Source organism: Sneathia vaginalis (assembly GCF_000973085.1).
Classification (GTDB): Bacteria; Fusobacteriota; Fusobacteriia; order Fusobacteriales; family Leptotrichiaceae; genus Sneathia; species Sneathia vaginalis.
In genome coordinates this window covers 363,228-380,181 of record NZ_CP011280.1, presented here as the reverse complement: position 1 = coordinate 380,181, position 16,954 = coordinate 363,228, and the positions used below count along the sequence as shown (strand labels likewise).

22 protein-coding genes are annotated in these 16,954 nt (G+C 27.8%); 1 reads left to right on the top strand and 21 read right to left on the bottom strand.

The window, feature by feature from the left end; genetic code table 11:
• Positions 1 to 79: 79 nt before the first annotated feature.
• Positions 80 to 844: an SDR family NAD(P)-dependent oxidoreductase gene (locus tag VC03_RS01860; RefSeq protein WP_046328417.1), complete on the top strand. Its 765-nt coding sequence runs from the start codon at positions 80 to 82 to the stop codon at positions 842 to 844.
• Between the two features lie 11 nt (positions 845 to 855).
• Here the strand turns inward: VC03_RS01860 and VC03_RS01855 are convergent, their stop codons facing one another.
• The 21 genes from VC03_RS01855 to VC03_RS01755 form a co-directional block, all read right to left on the bottom strand.
• Positions 856 to 1,284: a Dps family protein gene (locus VC03_RS01855; RefSeq protein ID WP_046328416.1), complete on the bottom strand. Its 429-nt coding sequence runs from the start codon at positions 1,282 to 1,284 to the stop codon at positions 856 to 858.
• An 11-nt stretch (positions 1,285 to 1,295) separates the two neighbouring features.
• A complete protein-coding gene (gene hpf, locus VC03_RS01850; protein WP_046328415.1) occupies positions 1,296 to 1,598 on the bottom strand; it encodes a ribosome hibernation-promoting factor, HPF/YfiA family in 303 nt (100 codons plus the stop codon).
• A gap of 51 nt (positions 1,599 to 1,649) precedes the next feature.
• Positions 1,650 to 2,318 (bottom strand): ABC transporter ATP-binding protein, encoded by a 669-nt coding sequence (locus tag VC03_RS01845; RefSeq protein WP_046328414.1) that lies wholly within the window; start codon positions 2,316 to 2,318, stop codon positions 1,650 to 1,652.
• A complete protein-coding gene (locus VC03_RS01840; protein ID WP_046328413.1) occupies positions 2,315 to 3,460 on the bottom strand; it encodes an ABC transporter permease in 1,146 nt (381 codons plus the stop codon). Before VC03_RS01840 ends, VC03_RS01845 begins: the two co-directional genes overlap by 4 nt.
• Positions 3,460 to 3,927, bottom strand: a complete 468-nt coding sequence (locus tag VC03_RS01835; protein WP_046328412.1) for a hypothetical protein — start codon at positions 3,925 to 3,927, stop codon at positions 3,460 to 3,462. The genes VC03_RS01840 and VC03_RS01835 overlap by 1 nt, the downstream gene beginning before the upstream one ends.
• Complete coding sequence (locus VC03_RS01830; protein WP_046328411.1) at positions 3,911 to 4,219, bottom strand: FtsB family cell division protein; 309 nt, start codon at positions 4,217 to 4,219, stop codon at positions 3,911 to 3,913. Before VC03_RS01830 ends, VC03_RS01835 begins: the two co-directional genes overlap by 17 nt.
• A 3-nt stretch (positions 4,220 to 4,222) precedes the next feature.
• The gene (gene nrdR, locus VC03_RS01825; RefSeq protein WP_046328410.1) at positions 4,223 to 4,678 is read right to left on the bottom strand and encodes a transcriptional regulator NrdR; all 456 of its coding nucleotides are present in this window, start codon (positions 4,676 to 4,678) and stop codon (positions 4,223 to 4,225) included.
• Positions 4,679 to 5,140 (bottom strand): PTS sugar transporter subunit IIA, encoded by a 462-nt coding sequence (locus VC03_RS01820; RefSeq protein ID WP_046328409.1) that lies wholly within the window; start codon positions 5,138 to 5,140, stop codon positions 4,679 to 4,681.
• On the bottom strand, positions 5,137 to 5,727 hold the full coding sequence (gene recO, locus VC03_RS01815) for a DNA repair protein RecO (protein WP_046328408.1): 591 nt from the start codon (positions 5,725 to 5,727) through the stop codon (positions 5,137 to 5,139). The genes VC03_RS01820 and recO overlap by 4 nt, the downstream gene beginning before the upstream one ends.
• Complete coding sequence (locus tag VC03_RS06520; RefSeq protein ID WP_052727649.1) at positions 5,715 to 6,185, bottom strand: hypothetical protein; 471 nt, start codon at positions 6,183 to 6,185, stop codon at positions 5,715 to 5,717. Before VC03_RS06520 ends, recO begins: the two co-directional genes overlap by 13 nt.
• 2 nt (positions 6,186 to 6,187) lie before the next feature.
• A complete protein-coding gene (gene mreC, locus VC03_RS01805; RefSeq protein WP_052727648.1) occupies positions 6,188 to 7,003 on the bottom strand; it encodes a rod shape-determining protein MreC in 816 nt (271 codons plus the stop codon).
• Between the two features lie 80 nt (positions 7,004 to 7,083).
• Positions 7,084 to 7,545 carry a hypothetical protein gene (locus VC03_RS01800; RefSeq protein WP_046328407.1) on the bottom strand — a complete coding sequence of 154 codons (462 nt, stop codon included), beginning with the start codon at positions 7,543 to 7,545 and terminating at the stop codon, positions 7,084 to 7,086.
• A gap of 10 nt (positions 7,546 to 7,555) precedes the next feature.
• Positions 7,556 to 9,121: a glycoside hydrolase family 13 protein gene (locus VC03_RS01795; RefSeq protein WP_046328406.1), complete on the bottom strand. Its 1,566-nt coding sequence runs from the start codon at positions 9,119 to 9,121 to the stop codon at positions 7,556 to 7,558.
• An 89-nt stretch (positions 9,122 to 9,210) separates the two neighbouring features.
• On the bottom strand, positions 9,211 to 9,618 hold the full coding sequence (cdd, locus tag VC03_RS01790; RefSeq protein ID WP_046328405.1) for a cytidine deaminase: 408 nt from the start codon (positions 9,616 to 9,618) through the stop codon (positions 9,211 to 9,213).
• Between the two features lie 12 nt (positions 9,619 to 9,630).
• Positions 9,631 to 10,341: a purine-nucleoside phosphorylase gene (gene deoD, locus VC03_RS01785; RefSeq protein WP_046328404.1), complete on the bottom strand. Its 711-nt coding sequence runs from the start codon at positions 10,339 to 10,341 to the stop codon at positions 9,631 to 9,633.
• Positions 10,342 to 10,995, bottom strand: coding sequence for a deoxyribose-phosphate aldolase (gene deoC / locus VC03_RS01780; protein WP_046328403.1), 654 nt, complete (start codon positions 10,993 to 10,995; stop codon positions 10,342 to 10,344).
• 8 nt (positions 10,996 to 11,003) lie between these two features.
• Complete coding sequence (locus tag VC03_RS01775) at positions 11,004 to 12,308, bottom strand: thymidine phosphorylase (RefSeq protein ID WP_046328402.1); 1,305 nt, start codon at positions 12,306 to 12,308, stop codon at positions 11,004 to 11,006.
• A gap of 94 nt (positions 12,309 to 12,402) precedes the next feature.
• Positions 12,403 to 13,419, bottom strand: a complete 1,017-nt coding sequence (locus VC03_RS01770; protein WP_046328401.1) for a BMP family lipoprotein — start codon at positions 13,417 to 13,419, stop codon at positions 12,403 to 12,405.
• Between the two features lie 67 nt (positions 13,420 to 13,486).
• Entirely contained in the window at positions 13,487 to 14,347 is an 861-nt protein-coding gene (locus tag VC03_RS01765; protein WP_046328400.1) for an ABC transporter permease, read from the bottom strand.
• A gap of 1 nt (position 14,348) precedes the next feature.
• The gene (locus VC03_RS01760) at positions 14,349 to 15,422 is read right to left on the bottom strand and encodes an ABC transporter permease (RefSeq protein ID WP_046328399.1); all 1,074 of its coding nucleotides are present in this window, start codon (positions 15,420 to 15,422) and stop codon (positions 14,349 to 14,351) included.
• A complete protein-coding gene (locus tag VC03_RS01755) occupies positions 15,415 to 16,941 on the bottom strand; it encodes an ABC transporter ATP-binding protein (protein WP_046328398.1) in 1,527 nt (508 codons plus the stop codon). The genes VC03_RS01760 and VC03_RS01755 overlap by 8 nt, the downstream gene beginning before the upstream one ends.
• Between the last annotated feature and the right edge of the window lie 13 nt (positions 16,942 to 16,954).

The following is a 16,954-nucleotide window of genomic DNA, read 5'->3' as shown; positions in this document are numbered from 1 at the left end:
ATACTTTTTCCCAATTTATTTCAACATAAAACTTTGATTTATATAAAAAAAAATACTATAATCATAACTGAGGTGTTTTATGAGAAATTTATGTATTATAACTGGAGCAACCAGTGGAATAGGCTTGGAACTAGCTAAAATATATTCATGCTTTAATATAGATCTTCTTTTAATTTCAAGTAATATTAATAATCTTGAAAAGACTAAAAAGCTTCTAGATAATAATGGGGCTAATATTGATATATTAGAAATGAATTTAATAAATGGAATAGATCTAGAAAAATTAAAAGAAAAAACAGATAATAAATCTCTTTATTGTCTGATAAATAATGCAGGTTTTGGAGACTTAGGTGATTTTGTAGATTCTAACTTAAAAAAGTCTCAAGATATGATAGACCTTAATATTAAGGCTCTAACAAGTCTTAGCTACTTCTTCTTAAAAAAGAATAAAAATACTACTACTAAGTCATATTTACTAAATGTAGGTTCTGTTGCAAGTTTTATGTGTGGTCCTAAAATGGCAGTATACTATGCAACAAAAGCATATGTTTTATCATTCACTAATGCAATAAGAAGAGAAAACTCAAATAAGTTTATTAAAATCTCTTGTCTTTGTCCTGGTCCTACAAAAACTAATTTTACAAAGGACTTTAAATTTACTCCTAATGTATTTAAAAACATATTTGCCATGAAGCCATATGATGTTGCCCTTTGTGCATATTATGGTCTTTTAAAGGGTAAAAAAGTTATTATCCCAGGAGTAACAAATTACTTAATGATAAAATTAATTAAATTTATTCCTAGTAGTTTAGTTGAGGTTATAACAAAAAAAATAATGGGTTAAACCCATTATTTTTAATATTCAAAACTATTTAACATCCATAATAATTTTTCGTATTTTATTATATATTCATCCATCATAGCTGATGTACCATAATCATTGTTTTTATCTGCACAAACTTTAACTTCTTTAGCTTCATCAACTATAAATTGAAAATCACTAATTAAAGTCTTTAGAGCTTCATCTATTGTTATAGATTTATTTTCTCCTTCTTTTATTTTTGAGATTTCTAAATAACTTTTTAATGTAGATAAAGGTCTACCCTTTATAGCTAATATTCTTTCTGCAACTTCATCTACAACTTCATTTAAATCTTCATACATTTTATCTAATTGTGCGTGTATAGAGAAAAATCCTCTACCTGTTATATTCCAATGAAAATTTTGCACTTTCTTTGCTAACACTGATAAATCAGCTAAAAATTGATTTAATTTACTTTCCATGTTTACCCCTATTATTTTTTATTCTTTATTTCTTTATATTTTGTTACTTGTCTAACCATTATATCAAGCATTGCATCAATTGCTGAATAAAGACTTTTATCTTTACATTCTACATTTATTGTTTTACCTGCAACATATATTGTAGCACTTGCATGATGTACAGCTCCCTCAGATTTAGTTTTTTCAACTGAAAGCATTACTTTAACTTCTGTAATGTTGTTACAATATTTCAAAACCTTCTTACATTTCATAATTGCATATTCTCTTAAAGCATCTGTTAATTTTAGATGTTGTCCACTTACTATTACATTCATAATAATAACACTCCTTTCAATTGCTTCTAATATATTATAGTCCTATTTCAACTATTCTACAACTACTAATTCTCTATTTTTTAATATATATTTTTTATTAGCAATATTTGCAAGATTTTGGCTATGTGTTACTAATATTATTGTCTGTGCATTTTCTTTATTTAATTTAATGAATAAATCATTTATTTTTTTACTATTTTCTTCATCTAAATTCCCTGTTGGTTCATCTGCTAAAACAATACTAGGATTATTTATTAATGCTCTTGCTATAGCGACTCTTTGTTTTTGTCCACCAGATAATTCATTAGGATAAAAATTTATTCTATCTTCTAAATCAACTAATTTAAGTAACTCTATTGCTCTTTTTCTTATTTCATTTTTTGAAGACTCTTTCATCGCTAATGCTGGTAACATAACATTTTCTAGTGCTGTGAATTCTGGCAATAAATAGTGAAATTGGAAGACAAACCCTATATTTTTAGCTCTTAATTTTTCAAGACTCTTATATGAAGACTGATTAAAAAACTCTACCTTGCCATCATATTTAGTATCTAAAAGTCCTAAAATGTTTAATAATGTTGTCTTACCACTACCTGATTTACCTTGTATAGATATTAGATTTCCTTTATCTATCGTTAAATTTATATTAGAAAATATTTTTATATCTTCTACCTTTGTCTTGTATTCTTTGGTTAAATTTTCTATTTTTAATAAGTTCATAAATTAAATCTAATCGCCTCCGTAACATCTAATTTTGCTGCCTTTCTAGATGGTAGATATGAGGCTAGTAAAATTATTAAAAATGATATGGCATATATCAATAATTCTTCTTTTATATCTATTTTTATAATCAAATTTGAGATATAGTATGTTTTTATCAAATAATTTTTAGATATAATTTGTATAACTCTTAATACTATCGGTGATAGAATAGCTGATAAAATTATACCCCCTATTCCTAACATACTACCTTCTATTATGAATATTCTTTTTATCATACCTTTTGTATATCCACAAGCTTTTAATATACCTATATCACTTGTTTTTTCACGTATTAATATATTTAATATTATAGACACTATAAAGCTTGAAATTAAAAATAGCATACTAAGTATAAGAATTAGTATAAACTCTTCAAAGTGTACAGCAGCTAGTAGGTTTTCATTTTCATCTGCCCATGTAGTTGCCTGTATATCATCATCAATTGAGTTAATTTTTTGCTTCAATTCATTTAAACTCTTTATGTCTCCAGGATGTTCAACTCTAACATCTAAGCTATTAATATTATCTCCTGTTTCCTCTAAAATTTGTCCAACTTCTAAAGGCATTATTACAAGATTACTATCATAAGCTAAAAAACCAGTCTTAAAGAATCCTTGAACTTTTACACGAATTTCTCTACCATTTAATGATGCTATGCTTATATCATCACCAATCTTAATATGCATATCCTTTGCCATTTCTTGACCTATATATGCATAATCTATACCACTTACCTTATTTTTTTTAACTAAATTTAAGTTCAACTTATCTATTTCTGTTGCACGAATTATAGGCATATAATTATTATCATTATACTTAACAAATCCTTGAACATATACATTAGATACCGTTGTCTTTGCACCATGTTCTTTTACTTTTTTTATGATTTGCTTATAGTCTCCCTCAACTTTGGGAGTATACTTTATACTTATATGTGGACTCAAAGTTAATAATGAATTAATCATATTTTCTTTTAATCCATTTGATATTGTTAGAGAAACTATAAATACTATCAATGATAATGCTACTGATATTATTGAAATAAATGTTTGAAACTTTCTTTCCTTTATATGTCTATATGCTATAAATAACTCTATCATTATACTTCAACCTTCAATTTTGTAATTTTCATCAATAATGCTATGAATAAGTATTTTTTTTCCATATTAAGACGTATAATATATCTTTTATCTTTAGTAAGAAGTGCTATGCAATTATCATATTTACTTCCACCAACTCTTGTTCTCATAAATTGCAATTTAACTATATCTTTTAAATTTATTCTATTTTTTTCATATATCAAAATATTTTCATCAATTACTATTCTGTATTTTATTAATTTATATATATAGTATATGATATACACTACTATTACAACTAGTATAGCATATTGTAACATATGCTTTTTAGAAAACTTTGCTATATTCAAAACAAAAAGTGCTATAATTATCACTAAAAATACTATAGCCTTTAGGCTATACATAAATGAAAGTCTAAATGTATGCTTTATATTTGTATCCACTGTTTCTTTTTTTACTTTTTCTAAGATTTCATTTACTTGTTCCATTTTTATCCCCTTTATCGTCATCAACAAATTTATAGACTCTTTCTTTATCATTAGACATATTCAATTGATCTCTTGCAATTTTTTCAATATTTTCAGAATTTCCAGAATCTTTAATTTCTTTTTCTAAACCTTCTTTTATCTTCTTTTGTTCTTCAATTTGCTTTTCAAGAACTTTTGTTTTTGATTTTTCGTTAGCTATTAAAACTTGTCTTCTTATTATTGGAAGTAGCAAAAATATTGCAAAAAACAATACAAATAAAATTAAAAGAATTATTCTATCCTTTCTTTTCATTTTCTACCCCTTGTCTTTTTTTATTTTGTTTATAATCTCAATAAAGCTATCTAAATTTTCAAACTTATTATACACAGAAGCAAACCTAACATAGGCAACTTCATCTATATCTAATAAATGTTTTAAAATTAATTCTCCTATTTCAGTGCTTCTTATCCCTTTACTGTATTTTTCTCTTATTTCTATTTCTATATCTGCTACAAGATCCCTTATATCATTTGCATTATATTTTCTTTTAACTAAAGCTCTAGTTATTCCGTTATAAATTTTTTTTCTATCAAAAGGTGCTGTACTATTATCTTTTTTTATTACTGTTATGGGTTGAAATTCTACTTCTTCATAAGTATTAAATCTTTTTTTACAAACCCTACATTCCCTTCTTCTTTTTATCCTATTATCATCAACTAGTCTAGAATCTACTACACTAGTATCTGTACTTTTACAAAAAATGCATCTCATCTAATCTTCTTCCTTTGATAAAAGAATTTCAGCTATTTCTTCTTTTGATTTTGCACTTAATAATTCAGATTTAAAATTAGGTTCTCTTATAAATCTTGATATTTTTGCAAGTAAAATTAAATATTCTTGTGATAATTCATTTGGTGATAAGAACATAAAGAATATATTAACTGGTTTACCATCAACAGCATCATATTCTATTGGATTTTTAGAAATACCTACTGTCATTATTAATTCTTTTACAAAATCTGACTTAGCATGTGGTATTGCAAATCCTTCACCTATACCTGTACTTCCTAACTTTTCTCTTTCTAATAGATCTTCATAACATTTAGACTTATCTGTTATTTCGCTACTATTTTGAAGTTGTTCAAATAGTTCTTTTAGAACTGCTTTTTTATCTTTTGCTTCTAAGTTCAAATTAACTGTTTCAACCTTTAAATAATCTGTAATCTTTTTCATTTATATACTCTCCTTGTTATTATTTTCCTATAATCTAAATCAATATTAAAATATGTATTAATATATCCTTCATATTCACACACTTTATCTTCAATATTTCTTGTTTCTTTAAAGTTACCTTCAAAATATATACCCAAATCTATCAATATTCTCTTTAAAAAACGAGATATAAACTTATACACATACTCTAAAGACTCAACTTTTTTTTCATCTACTTCTTCTATGTAATCATATATTTTTTCTATTCTCTCATACAATTCTTTTTCTTCTTGATTGTACTCAAGTATTTTATCTAATACATATACTATATATAGACAAAGTTCAACTTTTCCTATGCTCTTGCTTGTATCTACATTCTTTAATAGCCTATAGTCTACTAAGCTAGTTTTACTACCATTTTTTTCTATTTCTGTATAAATATAGCTAGTTGGTGTTAATGCATAAAGTTCTTTTTTCTTGCTTACCCTTCCCCTATATGAAATACATGAAATTTTACCATAAGTTTTTGTAAATAGAGTGACTAGTATATTTGATTCATTATAGTATTTTCTACTTAATACTAGTGCATTATCTTTTAATAACTCCATAAATATTCAACTTTTTCTTTACCATCTTGTATATTAATTTTTATCGGCATATTATTTATATACGTAACATTTATTACTAATGAACCACAAATAATTTTTGTTATATTCCCGTTTTTAACTATATATTCCTTATTACCTTTTCTTGTACTTTTATTAATCCCTCTCATTTCACCTAATAATTTAAATATATCATTTGATGAATTGGATAATGTTTGTTCTACAGTTTGGTTTAATTTAGGATAATATATGTATTTTTTACCTTGCTTATATGTATATATCTCACCTTTATTTGTAGAGGGAAATAAGACTTCTACCTTAATATTATTTGGCTTATACTGCAAAACATATTCTTTTTCTGTTCTATTACTTCTTTCTAATATCTTTGCTCTAAAACTTGTATTCAAAAAATTTGCCATAGTAAAACTTGAAATTAAAAAACAAACTAAATACTTTTTCACTATTATTTCACCCCTTTAACTACTAATACTATACGTATATTTGCGTACTTATATGTAGGTTCAAATATTAACTCTTTTGTTTGCTTAAATTGTTCTTTATTTTTTAGATAATAATTTCCTATCATTATATCCTTAGGGATTATATCACTTACTCCTGAGGTCTTTATTTCAAAGCTATTATTACCATTAATATCTATATCTGTGTTATAGTTTTTAACTGAAAATGTACCATTACCATTACCCCTTAAAATACATAAGTACTCATTATTGATTATTACACCAACTTTAGAGTCTTTACTTGTTAATAAGGTTACTTCTGAACAATTCTTATCTAATTTTGTTATCTTACCTATCATATTCCCGTTATATACTACTACTTGATTTAACCTAATTCCATCATCGCTTCCCTTTGATAAGTATAAGGTGTCATCGTCTTTTATATCAGAAAACTTAACTTCACATGCTATTGTATCTAAATTTAAAAATTGTTTTAACTCTAGTGTACTTCTTAAGTTTAAGTTTTCAATTTCTAATGCCCTTGCTTTATTTTCCACAAATTCTTTTTCTTCAACTTTTTTTTGTAAGTCCTTTATATTTTCTATATACTTATCACTATTTGAAACCATGTCAACTTTAGTTCTAAAATTAATAGCACTTTGGTATAGGTTATCCTTGTACTTTACTAATCTAAAATTCACATTTTCTACAACAAAATCATATGCATATATCATTTTCTTTCTAACTAAAAAAATAAAGGATATAATTACAACTATATATATAATCTTTTTTATAGTTTCTATCTTTTTATTTCTATTCACTATATATCCACTCTTTCAACTTTTATTATAGATTATATCATATTTTATGGCAATATAAAAGCACCTATACAGGTGCTATATTAAAATGTATGTAATTCGTATTTTATTCTTGCTTTTGTTTTTTCTCTTTCAAAATTTTGTCTTTTCTTTTCATCCATTTTTTTGTAATAAAATACATACTCTGGATTGTTTTTCTTACCATCAAATATTTGTGCTAGGACTTTTTCTCCAACTTTAATATCAACATAGTTTTTTTGTATTTCACTTCTTGCATTTTCAAATGAATATACTTCTGTACCTACTTTATTTTCTAATCCGTCTTTTACTTTAGCTAGTAAATATTTGTCAGCAATTTTTTCTAATCTATCTCTAACAAATGCGTATTCTACAAGATAGTATTCGTTATTTTCTTTAACTATTTCAAAATCAGGCTTTTCATTTTCAACACTGCCTACCCAATAGCCAACATAATCGTTGTATCCTATATTTGAGAAACTAAAAAATGAAAATATTAGTGCTAATAATATTAAATATTTTCTCATATTGCCTTCCTTATTCTACATTAAATTCTTCACCATTTTTTGATATAACTAATGTTTTAGTTTTATCATCTAAAGTTCTTTTTACATACAATTTACCATCTTTTTCATAAATTTGTATATCTCCATCAACTAAAACTTTTTCTTTTCTAAGTTTTAATATATCTAGTATTTCTTGTTCAGGTTTCTTATCCCAATCAAATGCACGTCTACAGTAAGGATCTCCTTCTCCTTCCATCATTTGTTCAGTTGCATAATAAATACAAGGAACACCTTGATAGAACATTAATAAATTAAGTCCTGCTAATAGCTTATTCTTTGATTTACCTACCTGTGTATAGAAACGTTCTTTATCATGTGAATCTAATAAATTAAAGCATTGCTTGTTGTTTTGTTCCCTATATCTCATAAGTAACATATTAAGTCTGTCTGATAATCCCTTTTCATCTAACTTTTGTGTTGCAAAATAGTCTACACAAGCTTTAGTGAACGCATAATTCATAGCACTGTCAAATTGATCTCCTAGTAAATATGTATATGAATCATGCCAGTCTTCTCCAACTATTATACAATCATTTTTTTCATTTCTAACTTCTTTTCTAAATCGTCTCCAAAATTCATGTGGTAATTCATCAGCCACGTCTAATCTTAGACCATCTATATCATATTTTCTTATCCAATTTTTTGTAATACTTATTAAGTAGTCTACTACTTTAGGGTTATTTCCATTCCATTCTGGCATATATTCACAGTCTGCAAAAGTCATATATCCATCTTTTGTTCTTCTAAAGTAGTCATAGTACTTATCATCATTAAAGTAGTTGTGTTGATTGCTACAATGATTAAATACAACATCAATAACTATCTTTATTCCATATTCATGAGCTTTTTTTACAAGATTAATAAATATTTCATCATTACCAAAATGTTCATCTATTTTTTCATAGTCAATAATATCATATTTATGATTTGATATAGACTTAAATATTGGAGTTAGGTATATGGCATTAATTCCTATACTGTGTAAATATTCAATTTTATCATATATACCTTCTAAGTCTCCACCATAAAATGAGTGTGGTGTAGGTGTATCTTCCTTTTGCATAGTTATATATGAAAAGTCTTTCTTATTCTTACCTCTATTAAATCTATCTACAAATATTTGATAAAATACTGCATTCTTAAACCATTCAACTTCTTCTACTATATCAACTTCATTTATATGTGCATATTGGAAATAATTATAGAAGCTATTCTTATAATCAAACTCCTTACTTAATCCTTCTTCAAAATAGTAGTACATTTCATTAGAGCTGTCATAAATTCTAAACACATATGCTAGTCTTGGATCATCTAATTTTAGTTCTACTTCATAGTATGAATACAATTCATCATTGTATTTTATCTTCATTTCTTTTTCAAAACGCACATCATAGAATGTGTACTTACAACCATATTCAATAATTACTTTTTGAATATCATCATTTCTTGCTACTCTTAGTCTTACAACAAATTTATCAACCGATTTAGGGTATGCATAATTTGAATCTTGTATGTGTAATATAGCTTGTTTATTCATAATTGTCTCCTTTTTTTCTATGTTATATAGATTATATCAATTTTTTTTAAATTAAACAATGATAAAATAAAATAGCTAGAATTTACTAGCTATTTTATTTCATCTAAACTATTCTTTGAAAAATAGTAAGGAATTAGGGTCTCTAAATCCATTTCCTTATACTCATCTGTTTTTGAACTACCCAATATTACTTTAGTATCTTTTGTACTAAATTCTGCTATAACCTGTCTACATGAACCACAAGGACTAATGGGTTCATTTGTATTTCCTGTTATATATATAGTTCTTATACTTTTCAAATTTTTTGTAACGCCACTTGTTATTGCGTTACGTTCTGCACATAAACAAAGTCCATATGCAGCATTTTCAACATTTACACCCTCATATTCATTTCCGTCTTGGTCAATAACTATTGCTGAAACTGGAAACTTTGAATATGGTACATAGGCTCTACAAAGTAATTTGTTTGCCTTTTTTATATAATCTGTGTGTGACATATATCACCTCTTTTAAAATTTAAGAGCTGTTTCTAGTGCAGCTATTATCATATCATTGAAAGTTAATTGTCTTTCTTCTGCTGTTGTTTGTTCTCCTGTTACTAATGAATCACTTATTGTTAATAATGTTAAAGCCTTAACTCCATATTTTGCTGCTAGTGTATATAATTGTGCTGTTTCCATTTCTACACATAAGATACCAAAATCTGACCAATGTTTCCATGAATTTACATCATCATTATAGAAAGTATCACTAGTTAAAATGTTACCAGCTTTTACACTCATTCCTCTTTCTTTTGCAATATTATATGCTGTTATAAATAGGTCTGGATCTGCACATGGTGCATAATCTTTACCACTAAATCTTATCTTGTTAATTGCTGAATCTGTTGAACTTGCCATAGCTAATACAACATCTCTAATTTTTACATTCTTGTTTGTTGATCCTGCTGTACCTATTCTCATTAGTACACGACAACCATATTCAGTTATTAATTCATTAACATATATACCTATTGATGGTACTCCCATACCTGTACCTTGTACTGAAACTCTTTTACCTTTATATGTTCCAGTAAATCCTAACATACCTCTAACATTAGTGTATAAAACTGGATTTTCTAAAAATGTTTCTGCAATATATTTTGCTCTTAGTGGATCTCCTGGTAATAATACTACTTCTGCAATATCTCCTTTATTTGCTCCTATATGTGGTGTTGCCATTTATTTACCTCCTATTTTTTTTACTATATTTATACCTGATGATGTTCCTAGTCTTTCTGCTCCTAATTCTATATACTTAACTGCATCTTCATAAGTTCTAACTCCACCTGATGCTTTAACCTTAGCTCTATTTCCAACTGTTTCTTTCATTAATTTTACATCTTCAAATGTTGCACCACCTGTACCAAATCCAGTTGAAGTCTTAACAAAGTCTGCATTTGCATTAAGTGCTAACTTACATGCTTTAACTTTTTCTTCGTCAGTTAAATAACAAGTTTCTATTATTACTTTTAATACATTATTTCCTATAGCTTCCTTTATTTGTCTTATTTCCCCTTCGACATAGCTATATTCTTGTGCTTTTAACATACCAACATTGATTACCATATCAATTTCAGAAGCTCCATCTTCTATGCAAGTTTTTGCTTCATAAACTTTAGCCTTAGTTGACATTGCTCCCAATGGAAAACCAATAACTGCTGCTATTTTAACACCTGTATTTTTTAATATTTCACTACATTTTTTTACATAACACCCATTTACGCATACTGAATAAAATTTATATTCTATTGCTTCACTACATAATTTTTCTATTTCTTTAGGACTTACAGTAGCTTTTAAAACTGTATGATCTATATATTTATTTATTTCCATATTACTTCCTATTCTATTATTTCTAAAATTGTTTTTGGATTTTCAACCTTTTCATCTGTTATTACATATGCATCTAATATTAATGCTTTTGAATCTTCAACAAATTTATCATCGTTATATTCTATTTCACATATAACTTCACCTTTTTCAACTTTATCTGCAACTTTCTTAATTACTTTAAGACCTACTGCATGATCTATTATTGATTCTTTTGTTGCTCTTCCAGCACCTATTACCATAGCTGCCTTACCTATTTCTTCTGTCTTTATTCTTTTTACATAACCTGATTTATCTGCTTTAACTTGTAACTTGTGCTTTGCTTGCGGTAAAAGAGTATAGTCATTAACTAGATCTCCATTTCCTCCACTTTCTATGATGAACTCTTGCAATTTTTTAAGAGCTAAACCTGATTTTATTACATTATCTATTAAAGGCCATCCTTTTTTTATATCCTCAATTTCTCCCTTTGCTTTAAGTGCAAGTGATGCAATTGTATATACTACTTCTTTTAAATCTGGCATTATATTACCTTTAAGTGCTTCTATACCTTCAATAACTTCATTAGCGTTACCTATATTTCTACCTAAAGGTTCATCCATATTTGATAGAACTACATTTGTTTTTCTACCAGCACCTTTACCTATTGTAATCATTCTTTTTGCTAATTCTTTTGCATGGTTTAAATCTTTCATAAATGCTCCGTCACCAACTTTAACATCTAGGATTATTATATTAGATGTTATTGCAAGTTTTTTACTCATTATACTACTTGCTATTAGGGGGATTGATGGAACTGTTGCACTTACATCTCTTAATGAATATATTTTTTTATCAAGAGGTACTATTTTATCGCTATAACCCATAAGACCTATACCTGTTTTATTGGCAATATTCATCAATTGTTCTTTAGTTTCTGAGAATCTAAAGTTTTCTATTGATTCAAATTTATCTATAGTTCCTCCTGTGTGTCCAAGTCCCTTACCTGACAATTTAGCTGTTGCCATTCCTAGAGCAGCTATTATTGGTGCTAAAACTATTGTAACCTTATCTCCTACTCCTCCAGTACTATGCTTATCAACTAAAAATTTATTAATCTTATCAAAACTAATAATATCTCCTGAATCTCTCATTTTTTTTGTGAATTCTACTAGCTCTTTATCTGTCATATCGTTAAAATATGTTGCCATTAAGAAAGCTGATAATTGGTAATCTGGTACATTACCTTTTTGACATTCATCCAAAAGAAAATCTATTTCTTCCTTTGTTAATTCAATATTATCTCTTTTCTTTTCAATTATATCAACTATCCTCATTTTTATTACCCTCACTTTTAATATGGAATAAAAAAACAGCATAAGCTGTTTTTTTAAAGTAGAAAAGCATTACGCTTTTCTACTTAAACTTAACTTATTTTGCTACTTGATCTGTAACTTTTATTTCTCCTGATTTAATCTTTTCAGCTAGTTCTTTTAATTTAGCTTGAATTTCTGGAGTTACTACATCTTTAGTGAATTCAAAGTCAGTTGTACTTACACCGTTATCAGCTAATCCGAAACGTCTTACACCTGGTTCAAATTTACCTTCAAGTGTATCTTTTATTATTGCGAATATTGCATTATCAACGTGTTTAACCATTGATGTTAAGATTACTCCTGGTTCTTCACCATCTTGGTTAGAGTCAACACCTAATGCATATACGTGTTTTTCTTTAGCAGCTTGGAATACTCCAGCTCCTGATGCACCTGCAACTTGGAATAAGATATCTGCTTTCTTACCAACTAATGTTTCAGATAAAGTCTTAGCAGTTTGTGGGTCATTGAATGGATTATTTCCATTAATGAATACTGGTAATACATTTATATTAGGATTTACATATTTTGCACCTTGTTCAAATCCAGCTTGGAATCTCCATATAACTGGTGCTTGACATCCTCCAACAAATCCTATTGTATTTGTCTTTGTTACCATTGCTGATAATGCACCTAATAAGAATGAACCTTCTTGTTCTTTAAACATTAATGAAACTACATTTGGTAATGCTGGTGTTTCATCGTCAACTAAAGCAAATTTTTGTTTAGGGAACGCTTTAGCAGCTGCAACAAGTGCGTCTTTCATGTTGAATCCAACACCTATAATTATTTCATAATCACCTTGTTCAGCGTATTGGAATAATTGATTTTGAGCTTCAGCTGATGGGTCTTTTGGTTCATATTCACTAAATTCTACATTTAGCTTTTCTTTTGCCATTTGTAAACCACGATATGCTGAATCGTTAAATGATTTATCCCCTTTACCACCTGTTGAATAAACAATAGCAACTTTCTTAGGAGCAGCGACTTCTGCTTTTGCTTCTTGTTTTTGATTACATGAAATAAGTGTTATCATTGTTAACACTGTTCCAATAAATGCTAAAATTCTTTTCATTAAACTTTCCTCCTATTAATTAAATATTTAGCTAATAAAGTATACCTTGAAATAGTTTTAATTGCAATTATTTTTCGTATGGTTTTCCATCTTCCTTAGGTGGTCTTGCCTTACCTACGAATCCTATTAGAACTAATATTGTTAATATGTATGGTATCATTTCTATAAATTGTTGTGGCACAGGTAATGCTAGTGCCTTTGCATTATTAGAGAATGCTTGACCAAATGAGAACAATAATGATGCTAATATTGCTCCTAATGGATTCCATTTACCGAATATCATTGCAGCTAACGCCATAAATCCACGACCTGCTGTCATGTCTTTTATAAAGTTTTGTAATATTACTGTTGACATATATGAACCACCAAGTCCTGCATACATACCTGATAATATTACACCTATATATCTATATTTATATACATTTATACCTACTGTATCAGCAGCTAATGGATGTTCTCCTACTGTTCTTAATCTTAATCCAAATACTGTCTTGTATACAACAAAGTATGTTATAATCGCAAGTACATATACAAAAGTCAATACTACCATACTGTTAGCCCCGTTTTTTGCCTTATCTGTAGACCCTGCAACATGGAATATTACTTTGATTAAAAAACTTGTAGTTGATGCAGCAAATAAGTTTACTGCTACCCCACTTACTATTTGATTTCCTTTAAGATGGATACTAATTACAGCATGAATTAATGAAACTAAACCACCTACTATTATACCAACAAATATACCTAGGTATGGATTACCAGTGAAGATGTTTACACATGCTGCTGCAAATGCTCCTGTTAACATCATACCTTCAAGTCCTATATTTACTACTCCTGATAATTCACATAAACATGCTCCAACTGCTGTTATTAAAATAGGAGGTGCTATAACTATTGCTTGTTTTATAATTAATATTAAAGTATCCATATTACATCTTACCTTCTTTCTTCTTTAACAAATAATAGAACATATTTTCTGCAGCTACTAATATTACAATTAGTGCTTGTATTATATACACTATTTCTTTATCTAACTTATAGTTTATTTGTAGTGTTTGTCCACCTATTTCCAAAGTTGCATAGAATATTGATGCAAATATTATACCTATAGGATTATTTTTACCTAGTAATGAAACAGCTATCCCTGTAAATCCAAATTCTCCCATTATACCATCAGTATAAATATAGAATGTTGAACCTCCTAATATTCTTTCTGCTCCACCTAATCCTGCAATTGCGCCTGCAATACCCATTGCAATAAATGATATTACTTTAGGATTAATTCCTGCATTTTCTGATGATGTTGGATTATATCCTACCGCTCTTATCTTATATCCTAATGATGTCTTCTTGAAGAAGTAATATGTTAAAATACATAATACTATCGCTATTATGAAACCTATATTTAATGATTGTTTTGTAATATCTTTAAATAGTGTAGGTAATTTAACAGCATCACATAATGGTGCTGATTGTGTATTACCAGAAACTGGATCTTTTAAAGGCCCTGTTAATAGATAATTTTGAAATGGCATTATTATATAGTTTAACATTATTGTACTAATAACTTCATTTATTCCAAATATTGATTTTAATAATCCTGCTACACCTGCCCATAAGAATCCAAATAATATGGCTACTAATAAGGCTACTATTAAACTTCCAAACATATTATGGCAATATAGACCTACTATTGTTGCTCCTATTCCTCCTGCCATCATTTGTCCTTGTACACCTATATTAAACATACCACATTTAAATGCGAATAATACTGATAGAGATGAGAACATTAATGGAGTTGCAAATACTAATGTTTTTGCTAAACCATTAAATCTAAACACCCTTGATGTTTGATATAGAGCTGCTTTAAACATACTCCCATACGCTAATAGTGGATTTACACCTCTTGCTGATATTATTATAGCCCCTATAACTAATGCTACTAATACAGATAATAGTGATGGTAGTAGTGAATATAATGCATCCTTTAATTTTTTATTCATCTATTTTTCCCCCTGCCATAAGTATACCTAACTTTTCTATTGTTGCATCTTCTCTATTTAGAATTCCAACTAATTTACCTGAATACATAACAGCTATTCTATCACTTAGTGCCATTATTTCAGACAATTCAGCTGATACTAATAAAATAGCTTTCCCTTTTGTTCTTTCATGTAAGATAGTATTATGTATCATTTCAATAGCCCCTATATCTACACCACGTGTAGGTTGTGCTGCTATTATAAACTTATTTTCTTTTTCTAATTCTCTTGCAATAACAACTTTTTGTTGGTTTCCACCTGACAATCCTCCATAAATTACGCTTGGATCTGTGGGTCTTATATCATATTTTTGAATATATTCTTTTACTGCTCTATCTATTTTTTTAGAATTTAATATACCTTTATTTACATATGGTTCTAATACACCTAATATTAAATTTTCCTTAACTGTAAATTCATTAATAATAGCTCTTTTATGTCTATCTTCTGGTATATGTGCTAATCCTGAATCACGTATAAATTTAGGTTTTTGATTATATACACTAACATTATCAATAGTATATTTACCATTATTAGAATTTGATTTTCTTAATCCTGCTAAAACTTCTATTAATTCTGTTTGACCATTACCTTCAACACCTGCAATACCTAATACTTCACCTTTTCTAATGCTAAAGCTTATATCATTAACTTTATCTATTCCTAGGTCATTTTTTGCACATATATGGTCAACTTCAACTAATGTATCCCCTATTTTTACTGGTTCTTTCTTTATATTAAATAATACTTGTCTTCCTACCATCATATTGGCTATAGTTTCTTTTGTAGCTTCACTTGTTTTTAGTTCACCTACATCTTTTCCACGTCTTATTACAGTAATATTATCAGACAAGTCTAATACTTCTTGTAATTTGTGTGTTATGAATATTATAGTCTTTCCTTCTTTTATTAAGTTTCTCATAATACCATATAGTTCTATAACTTCTTGTGGTGTTAGAACGGCACTCGGTTCATCAAATACTAATAATTCTGCCCCTTTAAATAGTATTTTTAAAATTTCTACTCTTTGTTGAACTCCAACTGATAAATCTCCAACTAAAGCATCTGGATCTATATTTAACCCATATTTTTCTGAAACTTCTTTAACATCTCTTCTTGCTTTATCTATGTCAAATAGAATTTTTGCTTTTTTAGGTTCAAACCCTAATACCATATTTTCAGCTACTGTTAGCGTTTCAACTAGCATAAAATGTTGATAAACCATACCTATTCCTAGCTTTGCTGCTATTGTAGGAGTAGATATATCAACTTTTTCACCTTTGTAGTAAATTTCACCCGATGTTAAATCATATAATCCATTAAGTATTTTCATAAGTGTAGATTTTCCAGCACCATTTTCTCCTACTATTGCATGGATCTCACCTTTACGGATTTTAAGATTTATATCATCATTTGCGACTATTTTACCTCCAAAGAATTCCTTACGTATATTTTTCATTTCTAAAATATAGTCACTCATACCTTATACTATC

Bases quoted from the DNA above. Each gene is read 5' to 3' on its own strand.
- VC03_RS01855 (WP_046328416.1), bottom strand. From the start codon at position 1,284: ATGGAAAGTAAATTAAATCAATTTTTAGCTGATTTATCAGTGTTAGCA.
- VC03_RS01755 (WP_046328398.1), bottom strand. From the start codon at position 16,941: ATGAGTGACTATATTTTAGAAATGAAAAATATACGTAAGGAATTCTTT.
- VC03_RS01830 (WP_046328411.1), bottom strand. From the start codon at position 4,219: ATGAAAAGAAAGGATAGAATAATTCTTTTAATTTTATTTGTATTGTTT.
- hpf (WP_046328415.1), bottom strand. From the start codon at position 1,598: ATGAATGTAATAGTAAGTGGACAACATCTAAAATTAACAGATGCTTTA.
- VC03_RS01765 (WP_046328400.1), bottom strand. From the start codon at position 14,347: ATGGATACTTTAATATTAATTATAAAACAAGCAATAGTTATAGCACCT.
- recO (WP_046328408.1), bottom strand. From the start codon at position 5,727: ATGGAGTTATTAAAAGATAATGCACTAGTATTAAGTAGAAAATACTAT.
- nrdR (WP_046328410.1), bottom strand. From the start codon at position 4,678: ATGAGATGCATTTTTTGTAAAAGTACAGATACTAGTGTAGTAGATTCT.
- VC03_RS01860 (WP_046328417.1), top strand. From the start codon at position 80: ATGAGAAATTTATGTATTATAACTGGAGCAACCAGTGGAATAGGCTTG.
- deoD (WP_046328404.1), bottom strand. From the start codon at position 10,341: ATGGCAACACCACATATAGGAGCAAATAAAGGAGATATTGCAGAAGTA.
- deoC (WP_046328403.1), bottom strand. From the start codon at position 10,995: ATGGAAATAAATAAATATATAGATCATACAGTTTTAAAAGCTACTGTA.
- VC03_RS01770 (WP_046328401.1), bottom strand. From the start codon at position 13,419: ATGAAAAGAATTTTAGCATTTATTGGAACAGTGTTAACAATGATAACA.
- VC03_RS01845 (WP_046328414.1), bottom strand. From the start codon at position 2,318: ATGAACTTATTAAAAATAGAAAATTTAACCAAAGAATACAAGACAAAG.
- VC03_RS01835 (WP_046328412.1), bottom strand. From the start codon at position 3,927: ATGGAACAAGTAAATGAAATCTTAGAAAAAGTAAAAAAAGAAACAGTG.
- VC03_RS01775 (WP_046328402.1), bottom strand. From the start codon at position 12,308: ATGAGGATAGTTGATATAATTGAAAAGAAAAGAGATAATATTGAATTA.
- VC03_RS01795 (WP_046328406.1), bottom strand. From the start codon at position 9,121: ATGAATAAACAAGCTATATTACACATACAAGATTCAAATTATGCATAC.
- VC03_RS01760 (WP_046328399.1), bottom strand. From the start codon at position 15,422: ATGAATAAAAAATTAAAGGATGCATTATATTCACTACTACCATCACTA.
- cdd (WP_046328405.1), bottom strand. From the start codon at position 9,618: ATGTCACACACAGATTATATAAAAAAGGCAAACAAATTACTTTGTAGA.
- VC03_RS01800 (WP_046328407.1), bottom strand. From the start codon at position 7,545: ATGAGAAAATATTTAATATTATTAGCACTAATATTTTCATTTTTTAGT.
- VC03_RS01840 (WP_046328413.1), bottom strand. From the start codon at position 3,460: ATGATAGAGTTATTTATAGCATATAGACATATAAAGGAAAGAAAGTTT.
- VC03_RS01820 (WP_046328409.1), bottom strand. From the start codon at position 5,140: ATGAAAAAGATTACAGATTATTTAAAGGTTGAAACAGTTAATTTGAAC.